The organism is Simplicispira sedimenti, assembly GCF_022760965.1.
Lineage (GTDB): Bacteria > Pseudomonadota > Gammaproteobacteria > Burkholderiales > Burkholderiaceae_C > Simplicispira > Simplicispira sedimenti.
The window spans coordinates 1-20,084 of record NZ_JAKVIJ010000008.1; the positions used below are offsets into that span (position 1 = coordinate 1).

Sequence of the window (20,084 nt, forward strand, 5' to 3'; positions counted from 1 at the left end):
CAGCGACACCTCGACAAAGGTGTCAACTTAAACCAACCGGCCTCCTCGATACCCGGGGCGGTTAAACACGGTGATTGCAAAGGAACTTGCGTCCTAGCCACGAGCCGACCCGCTGGCCTACATATCAGTTATCTAAATGAGCCGATTCAATCCGCACTTCCCCAACGCCGCTCAGGTCTTTGACGCTGCCGACAAGTTCAAGCAGCGCTGTTTGCTGAATCAGGAGTCCTTGTTTCTGGACGGCCAGACCCTGTGGACGCCTGAGCACTTCAAGTCGCTGATCGAGAACTATGTGGACCGCCCGGACACAGGCGACCGCGGGTTCTATGAGAAGCTGGCCGACCAATTGGCGACCTGTGCACCCCTGGATGTGGCCTTGATGGCAGAGGTGTTCTGGATCGTGCAGCTTGGCCCGACCAATCTTCGAGCACCCACGAAGATCAAGACGGTGGAGCGCATCTGGAACATGAAGCCGGCGGCCCCCTTCCCAACATCGTCGCCCTTCCTGCAGACACCCGTTTTGTCGGGACTTGGCAGCGCTGGCCCCGGCTACAACAACTATCTGCCCATGGAGATCATCTTTGCGGTGGAAGCATTCGCTGCGTTCGTGGCAAAGCCACTTCCTGAGCGAGAAGCGCTGTTGAATGAAGCACAAGGTTTCGCGAAATGGCTGGAAACCATTCCCAGCGGCAAGGGGCGACAGCTGTACCACACGCTATGCCACGTCCTGTTCCCCGACTCGTTTGAACGAATCTTCAGTCAGGGCAACAAGTTCCAGGTGGCGCGTGCGCACAAGATCTGGACACCAGCCCTGGGCGAGAGCCGCCCCGCCATGGATGCGGCGTTGCTGGAACTGCGCAAGCGGCTTGAACTGCAGCACCCGGGTGCAGTTGACTATTACGAGCTGCCGGTTGGTACGCTCCTCAAAAAAGCAGCGACTCAGCCCGCTACGGATTCTGGCGGCAACCCCGTCAAAGACGACGCGGCCAAGGGCTCTGAGGGACTGTCTGCACATGAGCCCGACCCTGAGTACGACGTTGATGCCGCAACCAACGCCAAGCCGACGCTTCGCCTGACTGACAACCTGATCCTCTTCGGCCCACCAGGAACTGGCAAGACCTTTGAGATGCAGGCACGCATGAAGGATGCGTTCGACAACGGCGAAGAGTTCGCCTTCGTGGCTTTTCACCCCAGCTATGCATACGAAGACTTCATTGGCGGGCTGCGTCCGGTGGCTGCCCAAGACGGAGCGGGCGTAGTCGTGGTGTTCCAGAAAGGCCCGTTTCTGACCCTGTGCGAAAAGGCCCATGCCAACCCGACGCAACAGTTCACACTGTTCATCGACGAAATCAACCGAGCCAATGTGGCCAAGGTCTTTGGTGAGCTGATCACTTTGATCGAACCCAGCAAGCGCGTGATAGCCGGAAGCAAAGTGAGGGACGAAGGTGCCTGGGTGACTATGCCCGGTGTGCCAGAGCGCTTTGGGGTGCCTGACAACTTGAACATCGTCGCCACGATGAACACGGCCGATCGATCCATCGCGATGATGGACATCGCCCTGCGGCGGCGATTCCGCTTTCAGGAGTGCGCACCGGCCCCCAAGTTGATCGTACCGGCCAAGGTGGGCGCGGTTGACTTGCCCGAGCTGCTCCAGTGCTTGAACGACCGATTGGAGTATTTGCTCGACCGCGACCACGCCATCGGCCACGCAGTCTTCATGGGCATCACATCTTTGACCGAGCTGCAACAGGTGCTGGCACAGCGGGTGATTCCGCTGCTTCAAGAGTACTTCTTTGAAGACATGGAGAAGGTGCGCCTGGTCTTGACTGGAAACGGCAAAGACAGCGTTTTCTTCAAGTCGCGTTCGCTGTCGCCATCCGAACTTTTCCCCGGCGCAAAACAATCTGTGGGCACTGAAGCGAGGACGACCTTCGCTGTAGGCGACCCCAGCAGCTGGAGCGAAGCGCACATCATGGGGCTGTACGGGGCTGCACCACCCGCTATGGCGACGCCATCACAGCCCGAACAAGTCGCCACCCCCCAGAACCCGGTTTGATCCCATGGGCGGCCTGCGCACCGTCACTGTGCTGGAGCATGAGGTCATCCCCGTCTTCGAGGGAGGGCATTTGCCTGGCATCTCGGAAGAGGCTCCCCGATGGTTATCCGAGGCTGAAGCACAAGCCCTTCTCCGTTTGAACGATCTTCGTCGAGGCTTCTGTCAGCGACTCTCGGGCGGAATCAAGCTCGCGCAACACTGCGGAATCGTTCGGCTGCCAACCTGCGTGGTCGAAGTGCTGCCCAAAGTGGGGATGGCAGATGCGCGAACAACCGACGAACTGGAGCGCTCGCGCGGTGCCCTGCTGGCGATGCTGCACAGCGCCCGGCAAGTTGCAATCACGAAAGTTGGCACTGCACCGCAGCAGGCCGTGCGCGCGCCGCTGCTAGACATCTTCATCGAGGCCTTCCTGCATTGCGCGCTTGATCAAGCTCGGAGAGGCTTGATCAGCAGGTATGTGGCGCATGCAAACGACCTCCCGGTCATCAAGGGGCGCTTCCAGGCGCATGGTCATGCCCGTCGCAATCTCGCGCGGCCACACATGCTGCATTGCGAGTACGATGAATTCACCGCTGACAACGCCTACAACCGCTCTGTACGTGCGACGCTGGATGCCTGCAGAACGTGGATCATCAATGGCAATACGCAGCGCCTGTGGTTCGAGGCCCATGCACGGTACGCCAGTATTTCATCGGTAAGGATGTCGGCGAAGGATGTCGAGTCCCTTCCGCGAGACCGCACTACGCACCGCTACGACCCTCTGCTCACATGGTGTGAGTTGATACTGGCGATGGCCAGCCCCGGGATGAGCGCAGGAACTACTCTGGCGCCCGGGCTGCTGTTCGACATGAACAAGCTGTTCGAAGCACACGTCGCCAAATATGAGGAAGATTCGGCTGAACCTGATTGCATCATTCACACGCAAGGACCTCCTTTGCACCTCGCAGTTCGCGGTTCCACAAATGTCTTTTTGCTGAAGCCAGACATCACTGTCTGGAGGACCGACAAAGATGGAGCAAATTTAAATATTCAGCGAGTCGTCGATGCAAAGTGGAAACTGCTCAATCCGGCCACCCCTGATTTCGGAGTGAACGAGGCGGACGTGTATCAGATTCTGGCTTATGCCACACGTTACGGGTGCAAAACGCTTGAGCTGGCCTACCCCATGCTAGACAGCATAGCTGAGAAAAATCTCCCCACTTTCGAACTGTTGACCGAAGGACAATCCACCAACGAAAAGACTGTGGTTACGGTAAAAATGATCCCACTTTGGAATATAGATCTACATAATTCAAACAATTAACCATTGGCAAAAATGACATTGCCACATTTCACCTGCATTCACTGGCGGAGACGCAGAGGCTCGCAGCGAACTATGAGCGTAGCGAAAATCTTTAGATGTCTTCCAAGAACAGGGGCTAAAAATTTATCCCTCCACCTCACACGGTTCAATGTTGCGTTGCTGATGGGCGTATCCATGTCGTATCGACCGGGATGCAGATAGCGTGATGACGCAAAGCAGGTTTTGAATGTCACCAGCACGTCTTGCGCCTGTGTGCTGAGATACATCACATGAGGTTTGCCTGTCTTCATTCTCTCTTTGGGGATCGACCAAACGGCGTTGTCGAAATCGACTTCACCCCATGTTGCGTTCACAAACTCACCCTTGCGCACCATCGTCAGCATTACGAACCGCAACGCCAAGCGCAGGGTCGCAGCGGTTGCCGTTGTGTCCAGTGCGGCAAGGAAGCGACGAATTTCTGTGGGATTCAGCGCACGGTCGCGTGCCTTGAATGTGGCAATGTCGCTCGGTCTGATGGCTTCAGCAGGATTCGTCACAGTGAGTGACTTGTCCTTGGAAACAGCGAAGCGGTACACCAGCAAGACGATTTCCCGGACTTGAACGGCTGGGGCAGCGGCACCCTTCTCGCGGATGCTCTCGCAATGCTACATCAGTTGGGCAGGATTGATTTCGTCCAGCTTGAGCTTGCCGAACGGTCCTTCCAGATACCGCTTGTAGACCGAGCGCCGCATTGCCAGCGTGGAGTCGGCCAAACGAGCACCGTTGTTGGGATCGGCCTTGTCTGCGAAGTATTTTTCTGCCCAGCGCCCGAATGTCAGGGAGTCTGCTGCTTCTTGGCGCTTTTCGACCTTGGTTCTGGAGGGTGACTCACCGCGTTCCACACACCGTCTGGCAACCGTGAGCAATGAACGGGCTTCGGCCAACGAGACCGTCATGCCGAAGTCAAGTTCAGCCGAGTCACGGGGATGCTTGGCACCCGCAGTGTCGTCGTATCGGCCAATCGTCAGTGTTTCTCGTCGGCCATTGAGGCGGTAGTCATAGCGAAACGACTTCGTGCCTGCGGTCGAGACGGTCACGTACATGCCGTCTCTGTCAGCGACTTTGAAAGTTTTTTCTTTTGGGCGCAGTTTGCGCAGTTCTGTGTCTGTGAGCATGGTGGCTTTCCTAGTAAAACTTTACCGTCAAGGCCCTTGTCGGTAAAGGAAAGCAGCGCCTCAGAGATTCACAGATTTACCGTCACAGCTACCGTCTAAAACTTTGGCTTTGGCTGCATCCCGCTGGGTGTCTTTGGACGCATAAGCTGTTGATTTTCAATGTAATTTTGTAAAATTCAAGACGCTGCCGAACGTCTTGAAATCACTGTACATTATTCCCACTCGATCGTCGCTGGCGGCTTGCTGCTCACGTCATAGGTCACGCGGTTGATGCCGCGCACCTCATTGATGATGCGGCTGGACACCTTCTTGAGCAGCGCATAAGGCAGCTCGGCCCAGTCGGCGGTCATGAAGTCGCTGGTTTGCACGGCACGCAGGGCCACCACGTAGTCGTAGGTGCGGCCGTCACCCATGACACCCACGCTCTTGACCGGCAGGAACACGGTGAAGGCTTGGCTGGTGAGGTCGTACCAGGTCTTGCCCGTAGCTTCGTCCTTGAAGTTGCGCAGTTCCTCGATGAAGATCGCGTCGGCACGGCGCAGCAGGTCGGCGTATTCTTTTTTCACCTCACCCAGGATGCGCACGCCCAGGCCAGGGCCGGGGAAGGGATGACGATACACCATCTCGGGGGGCAGACCCAGGGCCACGCCCAGTTCGCGCACTTCGTCCTTGAACAGGTCGCGCAGGGGCTCCAAGAGCTTGAGGCCCAATTGCTCGGGCAGGCCGCCCACGTTGTGGTGGCTCTTGATGGTGACGGCTTTCTTGCTCTTGGCGCCGCCCGATTCGATCACGTCAGGGTAGATGGTGCCCTGTGCCAGGAAGGTCGCCCCCTTGTGGCCGGAGCCACCGGCCTTGAGCTTGGCGGCTTCCTGCTTGAACACATCGACGAACAGGCCGCCGATGATCTTGCGCTTTTGCTCGGGCTCGCTGACACCCGCGAGCTTGCCCAGGAACAAGTCACTGGCGTCCACGCGGATGACTTTGGCGTGCAGCTTGCCTTCAAACATGTCCATGACCATGTCGCCCTCGTTCAGGCGCAGCAGGCCATGGTCCACGAACACGCAAGTGAGCTGATCGCCAATGGCACGGTGGATCAGCGCAGCCGCCACGGACGAATCCACGCCACCGGACAGACCCAGAATGACCTCCTCATCACCTACCTGCTCACGGATCTTCTGCACCGCTTCCTCGATGTGGTCGCGCATGATCCAGTCGGCGCGCGTACCGCAGATGTCGAGCACAAAACGCTCCAGCAGCGCCCTGCCCTGCAACGTGTGTGTGACCTCGGGGTGGAATTGCACCGCGTAGAAGCGCCGGGCCTCGTCGGCCATGCCGGCAATGGGGCAGCTGTCGGTGCTGGCCATGAGCTTGAAGCCCGGTGGCAGCTCGGTGACCTTGTCGCCGTGGCTCATCCAGACCTTGAGCATGCCGTGGCCTTCGGCCGTGGTGAAGTCGGCGATGTCCTTCAGCAGGGCCGTATGGCCGCGTGCGCGGACTTCGGCGTAACCGAACTCGCGGGTATGGCCGGCCTCCACCTTGCCGCCAAGTTGCTGTGCCATGGTCTGCATGCCATAGCAAATGCCCAGCACAGGCACGCCCAGCGCAAACACGGCATCGGGAGCCTTGTCGTCCACCTCGTACACACTGGCGTGGCTGCCCGAGAGGATCACGCCCTTGAGCTGGCCGTCCTTGGCATAGTCACGCACCCATTCGTCCGTCACATCGCAGGGGTGCACCTCGCAGTACACGTGGGCCTCGCGCACACGGCGCGCGATGAGCTGGGTGACTTGCGAACCAAAGTCGAGGATGAGGATTTTCTGGTGTTGCATGACAGTTAAGAATGAAATTAGCCCCTGACGCTTGCTGGACAAGCACCAGGGGCTATCAAAATAATAGCATCCGGTGATCAGTCGGCGCGGTAGTTGGGGGCTTCCTTGGTGATCTGCACGTCATGCACGTGGCTCTCACGAATGCCCGCCGTGGTGATTTCGACGAACTCGGCCTTGGTGTTCATCTCGTCAATGGTGGCGCATCCGCAGTAGCCCATGGCAGCACGCACGCCACCTGCCATTTGGTACACGATGGAAACCATGGAGCCCTTGTAGGGCACGCGGCCTTCGATACCCTCGGGTACCAGCTTGTCGGCATTGGGGTTGCCGGTGCTCGATTCCTGGAAGTAGCGGTCGGCACTGCCCTGCTGCATGGCGCCGATGGAGCCCATGCCGCGGTAGCTCTTGTAGCTGCGGCCCTGGAACAGGATGACCTCACCGGGCGCTTCTTCGGTGCCGGCAAACATGCCGCCCATCATCACGGTGCCAGCACCAGCGGCCAGGGCCTTGGCAATGTCGCCCGAGTAGCGGACGCCGCCATCGGCAATCAGGGGCACACCCGTCCCCTTGAGCGCCGTGGCCACGCTGTCGATGGCCATGATCTGGGGCACCCCCACACCCGCCACGATGCGCGTGGTGCAGATGGAACCAGGGCCGATGCCGACCTTGACCGCATCGGCACCGGCCTCGACCAGCGCCAGCGCGGCTGCGCCGGTGGCGATGTTGCCGCCGATCACATCCACCTGCGGATAGTTCTGCTTGACCCAGCGCACGCGATCGATCACGCCCTTGCTGTGACCATGCGCGGTGTCCACCACGATGGCATCGACACCCGCCTTGACGAGCGCCTCGACACGTTCTTCCGTGCCCTCGCCCACACCCACCGCGGCACCCACGCGCAGGCGGCCAGAGGCATCGCGTGCGGCATTGGGGAAACTGGTCTGCTTGGTGATGTCCTTCACCGTGATCAGGCCCTTGAGTTCGAAGGCGTCGTTGACGACCAGGATGCGCTCCAGCTTGTGCTTGTTGAGCAGCGCCTTGGCCTGCGCGGGCGTGGTGTGTTCGTTTTCGTTGACGGTGATGAGCTTTTCGCGCGGCGTCATGATCTGGTGGACCTTGACGTCATAGCGGGTCTCAAAGCGCAGGTCGCGGCCGGTGACGATACCGACCACCTTGCCGCCGTCGCACACCGGAAAGCCCGAAATGCCCAGCTGCTCGGACAGTTGCAGCACCTGCAGCACCGTGTGCTCGGGGGTGATGACCACCGGGTCGCGCAGCACGCCCGACTCGTAGCGCTTGACCTTGGCCACGTGGGCGGCCTGTTCCTGCGCCGTGAGGTTCTTGTGGATGATGCCGATGCCGCCCTCCTGGGCGATGGCGATGGCCAGCCGTGCCTCGGTGACGGTGTCCATGGCGGCGGACACGAGCGGCAGGTTCAACTGGATGTTGCGGGAGAGTTTCGTCGCGAGGGACGTGTCCTTGGGCAGGACCTGGGAGTACGCCGGCACCAGCAACACATCGTCGAAGGTGAGCGCTTTTCCAAGTAGGCGCATGAGAAAGCTCCAAAAGAAGAATTGTACCCGTCTGAAACCGCCTCCCATCGGGGCCCAGTGGGCGATACACTCGGATGCATGAAACTGCACCCCCCTCTCCTGCTGGCAGCGCTCTGCCTTGCATCGGCCAGCGCCATGGCCCAGTGGCAATGGATTGACAAGGACGGACGCAAGATTTTCAGCGACCGGCCGCCGCCCACCGATGTGCCGGACAGCAAAGTCCTGAAGCAACCCCGCATGGGCGCAGCCGTTGCCGCACCGGTGGTTGCCGCCAGCGAACCGGCATCGGCTCCAGCAGCGGCAGCCAGCGCGGCCGCCGCGGGCAAGGACAAGGAACTGGAAAAGCGCAAAGCCCAGGCCGAAGCCGAGGAAGCCGCCAAGAAAAAGGCCGAAGACGACAAGCGCGCCAAGGTACGTGCCGAAAACTGCGAGCGCGCCAAGGCCGCCAAGGCCACCATCGACTCAGGCAAGCCCTTGCGTCAGGCCAATGCGCAGGGCGAACTCATTTTCATGGACGAGGCCGCGCGCAACGCCGAACTCAAGCGTGCCCAGGCCATCATCGACAGCGACTGCAAGCGCTGAGCATCAATAGCCCTGTTTGCCCCCGGGGCGGCGCCGCGCAAACAGGCCTGCGGCGCGTGCGCCCTGGCTGGCAAAGCGCTGGCGCCTGGCCCGCTTGGGGTCCACCGTCAGGGGCCGGTACAGCTCCAGCCGGTCGCCGTCCTGCAACACGGTGGCATGCGTCACCAATTGGCCCCAGATTCCCATCGCCACAGGCTCCGCGGCCAACGCACCATGGGCGCGGCAATGCGTCAGTGCATCGGCCACGGTGGCGCCCATTGGCAGCGCCAACTCCCACAGCTTCACCTGCCCTGGCTTGCTGGCATGGGCCACCGTGATATGCAGGCGTGGCAACGCCTGCGCTTCAGCCATACACCTGCTCGGCGCGCTTGACAAAGGCATCGACCATGCTGGCCGCAATGCGGTCGAACACCGGTCCCACCACCTTGGACAGGGTGCCGCTATCGAAGCCGTAGTTGAGCAGCAGTTCCACCCGCGCGGCCCGCTGGCTGCCGTCGCCCACGGTGTGGAAGTGCCAGTCGCCATCCAGGCGCGAAAACGGCCCCTTGACCAACTGCATCTGCACACGACGACCGGGCTCGTGGAGGTTGCGCGTGACAAAGCTGTGCCGAATACCGCTGAGCGCAATACCCACCTCGGCCAGCATGCCGCTGTCGTCCTGTTCCAGCACGCGGGTATGGTCGCACCAGGGCAGAAACTGGGGGTACTGCTGCACGGATGTAACCAGGTCGAACATCTCTTGCGGGCTGTACCAGATCAGGACGGATTTTTGAACGGTTTTCATGGGGCACTGCGGGCTGCGCCCCGGCGGGCGGGCCAGCGAAACTAGAATGCTGTCTGCGCGATGACCGCAATTGTAGGGAGGCGCTCGATCTCCCGGCGATCACCGCCATGAAAGCGCAATGGCCAAGAAACCCGAAACCCAGTCCCGCATTGCCGACAACAAGAAAGCGGCCTTCAATTATTTCTTCGAGGAACGCCACGAGGCAGGTGTGGTCCTGCAGGGTTGGGAAGTCAAGGCCCTGCGCGAAGGCAAGGTGCAGATCACTGATGGCTATGTGGTCATCAAGGATGGCGAGCTGTTCCTGATCGGCTGCCAGATCAACCCTCTGAGAACCGCGTCCACCCACGTGAACCCGGAAGCCGCACGCACACGCAAGCTGCTGCTCAAGAAGGACGAGATCCGGCGCCTGATCGGCAAGGTCGAACAAAAGGGCTACACCCTGGTGCCACTGAACCTGCACTGGAAAAACGGCTTCGTGAAGTGCGAAATCGCCCTGGCCAAGGGCAAGGCCGAGCACGACAAGCGCGACACCATCAAGGACCGCGAAGGCAAGCGCGAGGTCGAGCGGGCCATGAAGAGCCGCAACCGCTGACGGCCCAGTTTTTTGCCGGACCATGGAATAAACCGGGCCGGCCCGGTGTTCATCCGCATGCATGGCCGCCATCCCGCGCGGCCGGCACCCTACCGGAGATACACGATGAAAAAACTCGGTTTCATGATGGCTGCCCTGGTGCTGGCCGGATGCCAGTCCATGCCCCCGGCCCAGGTCAAGGTACAAAACGGCGTTCTGGTCGGCCCCAATGGCATGACGCTCTACACCTTCGATCGCGATATGGCGGGTAGCGGCAAGTCCGTCTGCAACGGCCCTTGCGCCACCAACTGGCCGCCGCTCACGGCAGAAGGTGCTGCACCGAGTGGCGATTACAGCGTGGTCACCCGCGATGACGGCGGCATGCAGCTTGCCTACAAGGGCAAGCCGCTGTACTACTGGATCAAGGACACCAAGCCGGGCGACAAAACCGGCGAAGGTGTGAACCAGGTCTGGCGCGCCGCCAAGCCCTGAAGGCCGTTGCGCGCGCCATGAATCGCCAGCGGATCATCGACCAGGTGCCCGCCCTGCGGCGCTACGCGCGCGTGCTCACGGGTGACGCCTGGGCCGCTGACGATCTGGTGCAGGACACCCTGGAGCGGGCATGCCGCAAGTGGGTGCTCTGGCGTTCTGGTAGCAACCTGCGCGCCTGGCTGTTCACGCTGATGCACCATCTCTACCTCAACCAGCTGCGGGGCAGCCCGCCCTTGCAGGTGGTGGATATCGACACGCTGCACGAGGGGCTCCAGGCCCCCACTCACGATGCGGACAGTGCGCTGGATCTGGAGCGATGCCTGCAGCGCCTGCCCGCCGATCAGCGCACCGTGTTGTTGCTGGTGGCGCTCGAGGACATGTCCTACGCCGATGCGGCGCGCGTATTGCAGATCCCGGTGGGCACGGTGATGTCGCGTCTGGCACGCGCCCGAGCCCGCCTGCGCGAGCTGATGGAGCAACCCCCCGCCGCGCCGACCCAGAAACCTGTCCTGCGCCGCCTCAAATGACACCCTGACCACCATGTTCGATAGTCCTCAGCGCCCCTTCGACGATAACGACCTGCACGCCCTGGCGGATGGGCAGCTTTCACCCGAGCGCGCACAGGCCATTCGAGCCCAACTCGGTGCGGACCAGGCCGAGCGTGTGGCGCACTGGGCAGCACAGCGCGCACAACTGCAGAGCTTGTATGCATCCATCGCCACCGAGCAGCTGCCCGACGTCTTGCTCACAGCGGCCAACCGGCTGCAAGCCCTGCAAGACCGGCAGACACAGCTCTGGCGCTGGGGCGGGATGGCGGCCTCAGTGCTGCTGGCCTTTGGCCTTGGATGGACGCTGCACGGCCAGTGGTCTGGCCAGGCAACTTCCGCACCCCTGCCCATGGCCAGCGAACAGCGCTTTGCGCAGCAGGCCGCCTTGGCGCACGCCGTCTACCAGCCCGAACAGCGCCATCCGGTGGAGGTGGATGCCGCGCAGCAGGAGCACCTGGTGCAATGGCTGTCCAAGCGCTTGGGCCGTCCTCTGAAACTGCCTGTGCTCACTCCGCAGGGCTTTGAACTCGTGGGTGGGCGGCTCCTGCCCGGCGAGAGCGGCGCACGCGCGCAGTTCATGTACCAGAATGCGGCGGGACTGCGCATCACGCTCTACCTGGGTGCGCTCAACGGTGCGGGCGCAGACGAAACGGCATTCCGCCTGTATGCCGATGGCCCGGTGCCTGCCTTTTACTGGCTGGATCAGGGCTTCGGCTACGCGCTCAGCGGGTCGCTGGGGCGCGACGCCCTGCTGGCGCTGGCCACCGCCGTGCACCAGCAGCTTTGAGCCGTCTCAGCGCAGCGCGGCCAGCGGATGGGCGTGCGCCGGCCAGGGGCTCACGAAGAACGAGGCCACCAATTCCGGCGACACGTCCTCGATACGCGCGGGGTTCCAGCGCGGGCTGTGGTCCTTGTCCACGGCCAGGGCACGGATGCCCTCCACGGTTTCGCTGGCGCCAGGGCGCAGGAAGAAGCAGTGGCGCACCATGTCGCGCTCCATGCGCAGGTCGGACGCCAGGTCCATGCCACGCGCACGGCGGATCTGCTCCAGCACCACGTGCAGCATCAGCGGTGAGCGCTTGCGCAGCGTGGCCGCCGTGGCACGTGCCCACTCGCTATCGGCAGCCTCCAGGGCAGCCACGATGGCGGGAACGCCACTCAGAGCAAAATATTGATCAATATCGCCTCTAACGCCCTTCAATTGGGCGTCGGCAGCTATCATTTTTGCAGCAACGAAGGCCTGTACGGCGGCGCCGTCGGCAAAGGTTTGCGCGCCCAGTGCTTCCCACACGGCGGCCTGCGCATCCAGGGGCAGGCAGCCGTCGGCCAGGCCGAAGGCAATGGCATCCCCCGCGCCGATGGTGTCGCCCGTGAGCGCCAGCCATTCACCCACGTGGCCGGGGCAGCGCGAGAGGAAGTAGCCGCCGCCCACGTCGGGGAACAGGCCGATGGCCGTCTCGGGCATGGCCATCTTGGTGCGTTCGGTCACCAGGCGCAGGCTGGCGCCCTGGCTGATGCCCATGCCGCCGCCCATGACGATGCCATCCATGAAGGCGATGTAGGGCTTGGTGTAGTTGTGGATCAGGTGGTTGAGCGCGTACTCCTCGGTGAAGAAGTCCTCGATCTCCGGGTTGCCCGTGCTGCCCGCCTGGTGCAGAAAGCGGATGTCGCCGCCCGCACAGAAAGCGCCAAACGGGCCCTCCTTGTTACTGCCCCGGATGGCCACGGCCAGCACGGCAGGGTCTTGTTGCCAGGCCAGCAGCACCGTCATCAGGTCGCGCACCATGCCCAGCGACAGCGCGTTCAGCGCCTTGGGGCGATTGAGCGTGATCAGCCCCACCTGCCCACGTACCTGGGCCAGCACTTCACCATGCATCTCCATCATTTTTCTTCCTTCCAAGCCAAGAGCTCATTGAACACCAGCGCGCCAATCACCAGCGCACCGCCCATCAGCACCGCCTGGGCCGGACGCTCCCCGGCGCCCACCCAGGCCAGCAGAATGCCAAAGATCACTTCCAGCAGGCCCAGCAAGGCCAGCTCCGGTGCCTTGAGCACCTGACCGCAGCGCACAGCCAACACGCAGGGAATGGCCAGTTGCACCACCCCCAACAGGGCCAGCAAGGCCAGGTCATGCCCGGTGGCCTGCAGCGGCCAGGCCAGTGGCAAGGTGGCCAGCGACGACAGCACCGCACCAATCAGCACGGCAGGCATGAGGTTGACCGCATGGCCGTGCTGCTGCGCATGCTGCACCACCGTCCAGTTCACGGCCGCGGCCACCGGCACGCACAAGGCCACCAGCGTGCCCACCACAGGCAGCCCCGCCATCTGCGAGCCATACATCCAGCCTATACCCAGCCCCGCCATCACGATGGCGCCCCAGGTGCGCGGCGCAATGTGGTGGCCGATGAAGACCCAGGCAAACAGCGCGGTGAACAAGGGGCCGACAGCCATGGTCACCAGTACGTTGGCCACCGGCATCAGCGTGATGGCCACCATGAAGGCAGTGAACATCACGCTCCAGCACAGTCCCGACAGCCACAGCGCCCGGCCCCCGCCCCGCAACGTGGTCAGTGCCGCACGGCCTTGCACCGCAGGCAGGATGACCAGCAACGACAGCACCGTGAACAGGCTGCGCCAGAACGTCACCTCGAAACTGCGCGCATGCTCCAGGTGCCGCGTGACCACCCCGGCAATCGACCACATCAGCGTGACCGCCACCATGAGCCATACGGCGCGGGTATGGGTCAGCCCTTGGTTTGGAAAAGAAGGGGTATTCATCGCGGATTGCTTGCAACGCTCGACGCTTTAACCAACGACAGCCCCCCGCACAACCCGCCCAGCATGCAACGGGCGTGACCCAGACCAGTGGCCGCCGTGCAAGGGCCGCCCCGCCGCACTGGCGGCGTCCCCCTTCCCGCAAAGCGCAGCTTTGCGAGAGAAGGGGGAAGGCGCGCAGCGCCTCAGGGGGTTGTCCACTTCACTCTCGGCTGGCACGCTTGCGCTCATGCTCCTTGAGGTAGCGCTTGCGCAGGCGCACGCTCTTGGGCGTGATTTCGACCAGTTCGTCGTCCTCGATGAATTCCACACCGTATTCCAGCGTGAGATCGATCGGAGGCGTGATCTTGATCGCGTCTTCCTTGCCGCTCACGCGGAAGTTGGTGAGCTGCTTGGTCCGCGTGGCGTTCACCACCAGGTCGTTGTCGCGGCTGTGGATGCCGACGATCATGCCCTCGTACACCGGATCATTGGCGCGCACGAACATGCGGCCACGGTCGTCCAGCTTGCCCAGGGCGTAGGTGAAGATTTCACCATCGTCCATGGAGATCAGCACGCCGTTCTTGCGGCCGCCGATCTCGCCCTTGTGCGGCTCGTAACCGTCGAAGATGTTGGAGATCAGGCCCGAACCCCGCGTCAGGTTCAGGAACTCGTTGGAGAAACCGATCAGGCCACGCGCCGGAATGCGGTATTCCAGGCGCACGCGGCCACGGCCGTCCGGCTCCATGTTCACCAGCTCGCCCTTGCGCTCGCCCAGGGCCTGCATCACGCCGCCCTGGTGCTGCTCTTCGATGTCGGCGGTCACGAGTTCGATGGGTTCATGCTTGACGCCATCGATGTCCCTGAAGACCACGCGGGGCTTGGACACCGCCAGCTCATAACCTTCACGGCGCATGTTCTCCAGCAGGATGGTCAGGTGCAGTTCACCCCGGCCGGCCACTTCGAAAATGCCGTCTTCATCGGTTTCCTTCACCCGCAGCGCCACGTTGTGCTGCAGTTCCTTCTGCAGGCGGTCCCAGATCTGGCGGCTGGTCACGTACTTGCCTTCACGGCCGGCCAGCGGCGAGGTGTTGACGCAGAAATTCATGATCAGGGTGGGTTCGTCCACCTTGAGCATGGGCAGAGGCGCCGGGTTGGCGGGATCGGTCACGGTCACGCCGATACCAATGTCTTCAATGCCGTTGATCAGCACGATGTCGCCAGGGCCCGCCTGCGGGGTTTGCATGCGGTCAAGGCCCTGGAAGGTCAGCACCTGGTTCACACGGCCCTTGACGGACCTGCCATTCGGGCCTTCCATGACCAGCACGTCCTGGCCGGGCTTGAGGGTGCCCTGGCTGATACGGCCCACACCGATGCGGCCCACGAAGCTGGAGTAGTCCAGCGCCGAAATCTGCAGCTGAAGGGGAGCGGCCGGGTCGCCGGAATTCGGCGGCACATGCTTGAGGATGGTGTTGAACAGGGCCGACATGTCAGGGCCCCACTGCTCGCCCGGCGCGCCTTCTTCCAGCGAAGTCCAGCCGTTGATACCCGAGGCATACACCACGGGGAAGTCGAGCTGCTCATCGGTGGCACCGAGCTTGTCGAACAGGTCGAACGCGGCATTCACCACCTTGTCGGGGTTGGCGCCGGGCTTGTCCACCTTGTTCACCACCAGGATGGGGCGCAGGCCCAGGGCCAGCGCCTTCTTGGTGACGAAACGCGTCTGGGGCATGGGGCCTTCCTGGGCATCAATCAGCAGGACCACGCTGTCCACCATGGACAGGGCTCGCTCCACCTCGCCGCCAAAGTCCGCGTGGCCAGGGGTGTCCACGATGTTGATGTGCGTGCCTTCCCAGCTCACGGCGCAGTTCTTGGCCAGGATGGTGATGCCGCGCTCACGCTCGATGGCGTTGTTGTCCATCACGGTATCGACCACCTTTTCGTGCTCGGCGAAGGTGCCGGACTGGCGCAGCAGCTGGTCCACCATGGTGGTCTTGCCATGGTCCACGTGGGCGATGATGGCGATGTTGCGGATTTGTTTGCTCATAGTTTTTCCAATATGCCGCTGGCTTGTGGGCGCGGCGTGCCTTCCAAAATTTGTTGAATTTCCAGCGGACTCAGCAGCCGGTCGGGCACCAGCTCACCGCCTGCGACATGGCCGACACCGAGCAGGGCCCTGGGACGGTCACCGAACACGGCCACCGCCGGTGCATCAGGCCAAGGCCCCCGGCGGCGCATGCCGGAGAGAAACCGGCCCGCATTGTCGTTGTCGAGCGTGACCTGCACATGTCCGGCCAGCAGCGCTTCGGGCGGCTCCAGGCAGGCCAGGCGCGCGCTGTCGTCCAGCGCCTCCAGTTGCTCCAGCGTGGTGCAACGCTCCACGCCAATGCCACCGGTCTCGATGCGGCGCAGGAAAGTAAGGTGCGCACCGCAACCCAGCGCGGCACCAATGTCCTCGCCGAGGGTGCGGATGTAGGTACCTTTGCTGCATTTCACTATTATTTTGATAGCTGCTTGCGCTTTACTGTCTTGCGTCAAAGCCAGATTCAATGCATGAATGGTCACATCACGCGGCGCGCGCTCTACGGCAATGCCCGCACGCGCATACTCGTACAAGGCCTTGCCGTCCTTCTTGAGCGCGCTGTGCATAGGCGGCACCTGGCGGATGGGCCCGGTGAACTGCAGGCGCACCTGCTCCAGCCGCTCGGGGGTGAGCTGTGCCGGATCGACCGTGCGCCGCTCCAGCAACTCGCCCTCGGCATCGCCGGTGGTGGTGGTCACGCCCAGCAAGGCCACGGCCTCGTAGGTCTTGTCGGCCTCGAGCTGGAGTTGGCTGAACTTGGTGGCCGCACCAAAGCACAGCGGCAGCACACCACTGGCCAATGGGTCGAGCGTGCCGGTATGGCCCGCCTTCTCGGCACGCAGCAACCATTTGGCCTTTTGCAAGGCCTGGTTGCTGGTCATGCCCAGTGGCTTGTCGATCAGCAGCACCCCGTGCACGGGGCGCCGGACGACCCTCGTGCGCGGCGCGTCCATGGTTATTCTTCCGCGTCTTTGGCCCGCGAGGAGACCGCCTTGGCGATCAGTGCGTTCATGTCGGCCGCTCGCTCCTGCGTGCGGTCGTACACGAAGTGCAACGTCGGCACCGTATGGATGTGCAGGCGCTTGAACAGGCCATTGCGCAAATGCCCAGCCGCATGGTTCAGCGCCTCCTGCGTCACCGCAGGGTCACCCACCAGCACGCTGAAAAACACCTTGGCATGCGCATAGTCGGGCGTGACTTCCACGCCCTGCAGCGTGACCATGCCGACGCGCGGGTCCTTCAACTCGCGCGCGATCAGCTCCGTCAGATCGCGCTGGATCTGGTCGGCGACCTTGAAGGTGCGGTTCGGCGTAGCAGTTTTCTTCGCAGCCATATCAGTAGTCCATTGCAGGCTGCAGCTGTGCCAGCAGTGCGTAATTCTCACGCGGCGCAGGCCAGCGCCCCCGCGCAAGGGCCGCCCCGCAGCGCTGGGGGCGTCCCCCACCCGCCACGCGCAGCGTGGCGAGAGAGGGGGAAGGCGCAAAGCGACTCAGGGGGTGTCTCATAGAGTCCGCGCGATTTCCTTGATCTCGAAGAACTCCAGCTGATCACCTTCCTTGATGTCGTTGTAGTTCTTGAGCTTGATACCGCACTCGAAGCCTTCCTTGACTTCCTTGACGTCGTCCTTGAGGCGGCGCACCGACTCCACATCGCCCGTGTACACCACCACGTTGTCGCGCAGCAGACGGAACTTGCAGTTGCGCGTGACCTGGCCGGAGGTGATGTAGGAACCCGCCACCGTGCCGATCTTGGAGGCCACGAACACGGTGCGGATTTCCGCAGTACCCAGGGCTTCTTCGCGTTGCTCAGGCGCCAGCATGCCAGACATGGCCGCCTTCAACTCATCCACTGCGTCATAGATGATGTTGTAGTAGTGGATGTCCACACCATTGGTCTCGGCCGTCTTGCGCGCGCCAGCGTCGGCACGCACGTTGAAGCCGATGACGATGGCCTTGGATGCGATGGCAAGGTTGATGTCGCTTTCGCTGATGCCGCCGACGCCCGCATACACGAGCTGGACCTTGATTTCCTCGTTGGAGAGCTTCAGCAGCGAGGCGGCCAGCGCTTCCTGCGAACCCTGCACGTCGGCCTTGATGATGATGGGCAAGGTTTGCACTTCGCCCGCCGTCATTTCGGAGAACACGTTCTCCAGCTTCGCGGCCTGCTGCTTGGCCAGCTTGGTGTTGCGGAACTTGCCAGCACGGTAGGTGGCAATTTCACGCGCACGGCGCTCGTCCAGCATGACCATGAACTCGTCACCCGCCTGGGGCACATCGGACAGGCCCTGGATTTCCACCGGAATGGAAGGCCCGGCTGTCTTGGAGGTACGGCCGTTTTCATCCAGCATGGCGCGCACACGGCCGTAGGTCTGGCCTGCCAGCACCACGTCGCCCACCTTCAGCGTACCGGACTGAACCAACACCGTGGCCACAGGGCCGCGGCCCTTGTCGAGCTGGGCTTCGATGACGAGACCCTTGGCGGTGGCTTCCACCGGCGCCTTGAGTTCCAGCACTTCGGCCTGCAACAGCACCTGCTCCAGCAGTTCATCGATGCCCATGCCGGTCTTGGAGGACACGGGAACAAAAGGCGAATCGCCACCGTATTCTTCGGGCACCACCTCCACTGCCACCAGTTCCTGCTTCACGCGGTCCGGGTTGGCATCGGGCTTGTCGGCCTTGGTGATGGCAACAACCATGGGCACCTTGGCAGCCTTGGCGTGCTTGATGGCTTCCTTGGTCTGGGGCATGACACCGTCGTCGGCTGCCACCACCAGGATCACAATGTCGGTGGCCTGTGCACCGCGCGCACGCATGGCCGTAAAGGCTTCGTGGCCGGGGGTATCCAGGAAGGTCACCATGCCGCGCGGCGTATCCACGTGGTACGCGCCAATGTGCTGCGTGATGCCACCTGCCTCGCCCGAAGCGACCTTGGTGCGACGGATGTAGTCCAGCAGTGAGGTCTTGCCGTGGTCCACGTGGCCCATGACGGTGACCACGGGCGCACGAGGCAGAACCTCGGCGTCCTGCATTGCCGATTCCTCGTCGGTAAAGGCTTCCGGATCGTCCAGCGCCGCCACCACAGCCTTGTGGCCCAGTTCTTCGACCACGATCATGGCCGTGTCCTGGTCCAGGGGCTGGTTGATGGTGGCCATCTGGCCCAGCTTCATGAGCTGCTTGATGACCTCGGACGCCTTGATGGACATCTTGTGTGCCAGCTCGGCCACAGTGATGGTCTCGGGCACGTGCACTTCCAGGGTGCGCACTTCGGCCACAGCGGCCTGGCCCATGTCGTGCGAACGATCCCGATCGCCGCGCCGACCGCCGCCCTTGGGGCCACCTGCGCGCCAGGCGCTGCCACGGGCAGAACCACCAGTGGTGTCACCACGGGTTTTGATCTCTTTCTTCTTGCCAGGCTCGCCGGCCCAGCTGGAAGACAGCTTGGCGGATTTGACTTCTTTGCCACCTGCGCCAGCGCCAGCACCAGCCGTCGCTGCACCACCTGCGGTGCGACCTGCGCCCGCTGCCGGGGTGTTGGCAGGCTTGTGCAGGGTGCCCTTCTTGGGCTCGGCTGCAGCCGCACGGGCAGCGGGCTTGGGTTCCTCGGGCTTCTTGGCCACCAGCACCTTGGCGGGCGTGGACATCATGGAACGGATGGCCGCAGCCTCCTCCAGCGCCTTGCGACGGCGCTCCTCCAGATCCTTGGCACGTGCCGACTCATCCGCGGCACGGGCCTTGGCTTCAGCGTCTGCCTTGGCACGCGCCTCAGCCTGTGCGGCAGCGCGCGCAGCAGCTTCCTGCTCTTGTTCTCGCGTGGCTTCCTGCTTGGCGGCAGATGCCTGTGCCTTCTTGGCCGCTTCTTCGGCAGCATAGGCGGCAGCGCGCTCGGCGGCCTCGCGTTCACGGCGCTCGCGGTCCTCACGCTCCAGGCGCTGGGCTGCAAGCTCTTCTTCCTGGCGGCGGATCAGCTCAGCCTGGTGGCGGGCCTCTTCTTCACGCCGTGCCAGTTCGGCCTGTTCGGGATCGGGCTGCTCGGGCTTGGCCTCTGGCACCGGGGCCTGGGCGGCCTCGGCGGCCTCATCGCGCTTGACGAAAGTGCGCTTCTTGCGCACTTCCACCTGGATGGTGCGCGCCTTGCCGGTGGCATCGGCCTGCTTGATCTCGGTGGTGGACTTGGTGACCAGCGTGATCTTCTTGCGGTCACCCTGGGCCACGCCATGGCTGGCCTGCAGGTGGGCGAGCAGCTTTTGCTTGTCTGCCTCGGTCAACGCATCTGCGGGCGACGACTTGACCACGCCTGCCGACTTGAGCTGTTCGAGCAGGACTTCAGGGGTTTTCTTGAGTTCGCTGGCGAACTCTGCGACGGTGTTACTCGACAT

Annotated in this window: 17 protein-coding genes and 1 pseudogene; 7 read left to right on the forward strand and 11 right to left on the reverse strand. The window is 62.7% G+C overall.

Translation table 11 applies throughout. The features are described from left to right. Positions 1 to 136: 136 nt before the first annotated feature. A complete protein-coding gene (locus MJ602_RS10015) occupies positions 137 to 2,056 on the forward strand; it encodes an McrB family protein (protein WP_243020719.1) in 1,920 nt (639 codons plus the stop codon). Between the two features lie 4 nt (positions 2,057 to 2,060). Beyond that, positions 2,061 to 3,359, forward strand: coding sequence for an McrC family protein (locus MJ602_RS10020; protein ID WP_243020720.1), 1,299 nt, complete (start codon positions 2,061 to 2,063; stop codon positions 3,357 to 3,359). 137 nt (positions 3,360 to 3,496) lie between these two features. Here MJ602_RS10020 and MJ602_RS10025 read toward each other — a convergent pair. From MJ602_RS10025 to guaB, 3 genes and pseudogenes are all read right to left on the reverse strand, one after another. Next, positions 3,497 to 4,513 (reverse strand): annotated as a pseudogene (locus MJ602_RS10025) (tyrosine-type recombinase/integrase); the annotation flags it as partial. 212 nt (positions 4,514 to 4,725) lie between these two features. Continuing rightward, a complete protein-coding gene (gene guaA, locus MJ602_RS10030) occupies positions 4,726 to 6,342 on the reverse strand; it encodes a glutamine-hydrolyzing GMP synthase (protein ID WP_243020721.1) in 1,617 nt (538 codons plus the stop codon). Between the two features lie 77 nt (positions 6,343 to 6,419). Further along, positions 6,420 to 7,895 (reverse strand): IMP dehydrogenase, encoded by a 1,476-nt coding sequence (guaB, locus tag MJ602_RS10035; RefSeq protein ID WP_243020722.1) that lies wholly within the window; start codon positions 7,893 to 7,895, stop codon positions 6,420 to 6,422. Between the two features lie 78 nt (positions 7,896 to 7,973). Between guaB and MJ602_RS10040 the strand changes: the two genes are divergently transcribed. Beyond that, positions 7,974 to 8,477 carry a DUF4124 domain-containing protein gene (locus tag MJ602_RS10040; RefSeq protein ID WP_162016100.1) on the forward strand — a complete coding sequence of 168 codons (504 nt, stop codon included), beginning with the start codon at positions 7,974 to 7,976 and terminating at the stop codon, positions 8,475 to 8,477. Between the two features lie 3 nt (positions 8,478 to 8,480). On the opposite strand, the gene MJ602_RS10045 is transcribed toward MJ602_RS10040, so the two are convergent. After that, positions 8,481 to 8,828 (reverse strand): RnfH family protein, encoded by a 348-nt coding sequence (locus MJ602_RS10045; protein ID WP_243020723.1) that lies wholly within the window; start codon positions 8,826 to 8,828, stop codon positions 8,481 to 8,483. Then, complete coding sequence (locus MJ602_RS10050) at positions 8,821 to 9,261, reverse strand: type II toxin-antitoxin system RatA family toxin (RefSeq protein WP_243020724.1); 441 nt, start codon at positions 9,259 to 9,261, stop codon at positions 8,821 to 8,823. The genes MJ602_RS10045 and MJ602_RS10050 overlap by 8 nt, the downstream gene beginning before the upstream one ends. A 118-nt stretch (positions 9,262 to 9,379) precedes the next feature. Here MJ602_RS10050 and smpB point away from each other — a divergent pair, with 118 nt between their 5' ends. From smpB to MJ602_RS10070, 4 genes are all read left to right on the forward strand, one after another. Continuing rightward, positions 9,380 to 9,853 (forward strand): SsrA-binding protein SmpB, encoded by a 474-nt coding sequence (gene smpB, locus MJ602_RS10055; protein WP_162016097.1) that lies wholly within the window; start codon positions 9,380 to 9,382, stop codon positions 9,851 to 9,853. A gap of 105 nt (positions 9,854 to 9,958) precedes the next feature. After that, positions 9,959 to 10,324, forward strand: coding sequence for a COG4315 family predicted lipoprotein (locus tag MJ602_RS10060; RefSeq protein WP_243020725.1), 366 nt, complete (start codon positions 9,959 to 9,961; stop codon positions 10,322 to 10,324). A gap of 17 nt (positions 10,325 to 10,341) precedes the next feature. Further along, on the forward strand, positions 10,342 to 10,851 hold the full coding sequence (locus MJ602_RS10065) for an RNA polymerase sigma factor (RefSeq protein WP_243020726.1): 510 nt from the start codon (positions 10,342 to 10,344) through the stop codon (positions 10,849 to 10,851). Positions 10,852 to 10,864: 13 nt separating this feature from the next. Next, positions 10,865 to 11,659, forward strand: a complete 795-nt coding sequence (locus MJ602_RS10070) for an anti-sigma factor family protein (RefSeq protein ID WP_243020727.1) — start codon at positions 10,865 to 10,867, stop codon at positions 11,657 to 11,659. Between the two features lie 6 nt (positions 11,660 to 11,665). On the opposite strand, the gene MJ602_RS10075 is transcribed toward MJ602_RS10070, so the two are convergent. The 6 genes from MJ602_RS10075 to infB form a co-directional block, all read right to left on the reverse strand. Continuing rightward, complete coding sequence (locus MJ602_RS10075) at positions 11,666 to 12,757, reverse strand: enoyl-CoA hydratase/isomerase family protein (RefSeq protein ID WP_243020728.1); 1,092 nt, start codon at positions 12,755 to 12,757, stop codon at positions 11,666 to 11,668. Next, entirely contained in the window at positions 12,754 to 13,650 is an 897-nt protein-coding gene (locus MJ602_RS10080) for a DMT family transporter (protein WP_243020729.1), read from the reverse strand. The genes MJ602_RS10075 and MJ602_RS10080 overlap by 4 nt, the downstream gene beginning before the upstream one ends. A 199-nt stretch (positions 13,651 to 13,849) precedes the next feature. After that, complete coding sequence (gene typA / locus MJ602_RS10085) at positions 13,850 to 15,673, reverse strand: translational GTPase TypA (protein ID WP_243020730.1); 1,824 nt, start codon at positions 15,671 to 15,673, stop codon at positions 13,850 to 13,852. Next, complete coding sequence (gene truB, locus MJ602_RS10090) at positions 15,670 to 16,662, reverse strand: tRNA pseudouridine(55) synthase TruB (protein ID WP_243020731.1); 993 nt, start codon at positions 16,660 to 16,662, stop codon at positions 15,670 to 15,672. The genes typA and truB overlap by 4 nt, the downstream gene beginning before the upstream one ends. A 2-nt stretch (positions 16,663 to 16,664) precedes the next feature. Then, positions 16,665 to 17,042: a 30S ribosome-binding factor RbfA gene (gene rbfA, locus MJ602_RS10095; RefSeq protein WP_243020732.1), complete on the reverse strand. Its 378-nt coding sequence runs from the start codon at positions 17,040 to 17,042 to the stop codon at positions 16,665 to 16,667. A 168-nt stretch (positions 17,043 to 17,210) separates the two neighbouring features. Beyond that, the gene (gene infB / locus MJ602_RS10100; RefSeq protein WP_162016087.1) at positions 17,211 to 20,084 is read right to left on the reverse strand and encodes a translation initiation factor IF-2; all 2,874 of its coding nucleotides are present in this window, start codon (positions 20,082 to 20,084) and stop codon (positions 17,211 to 17,213) included.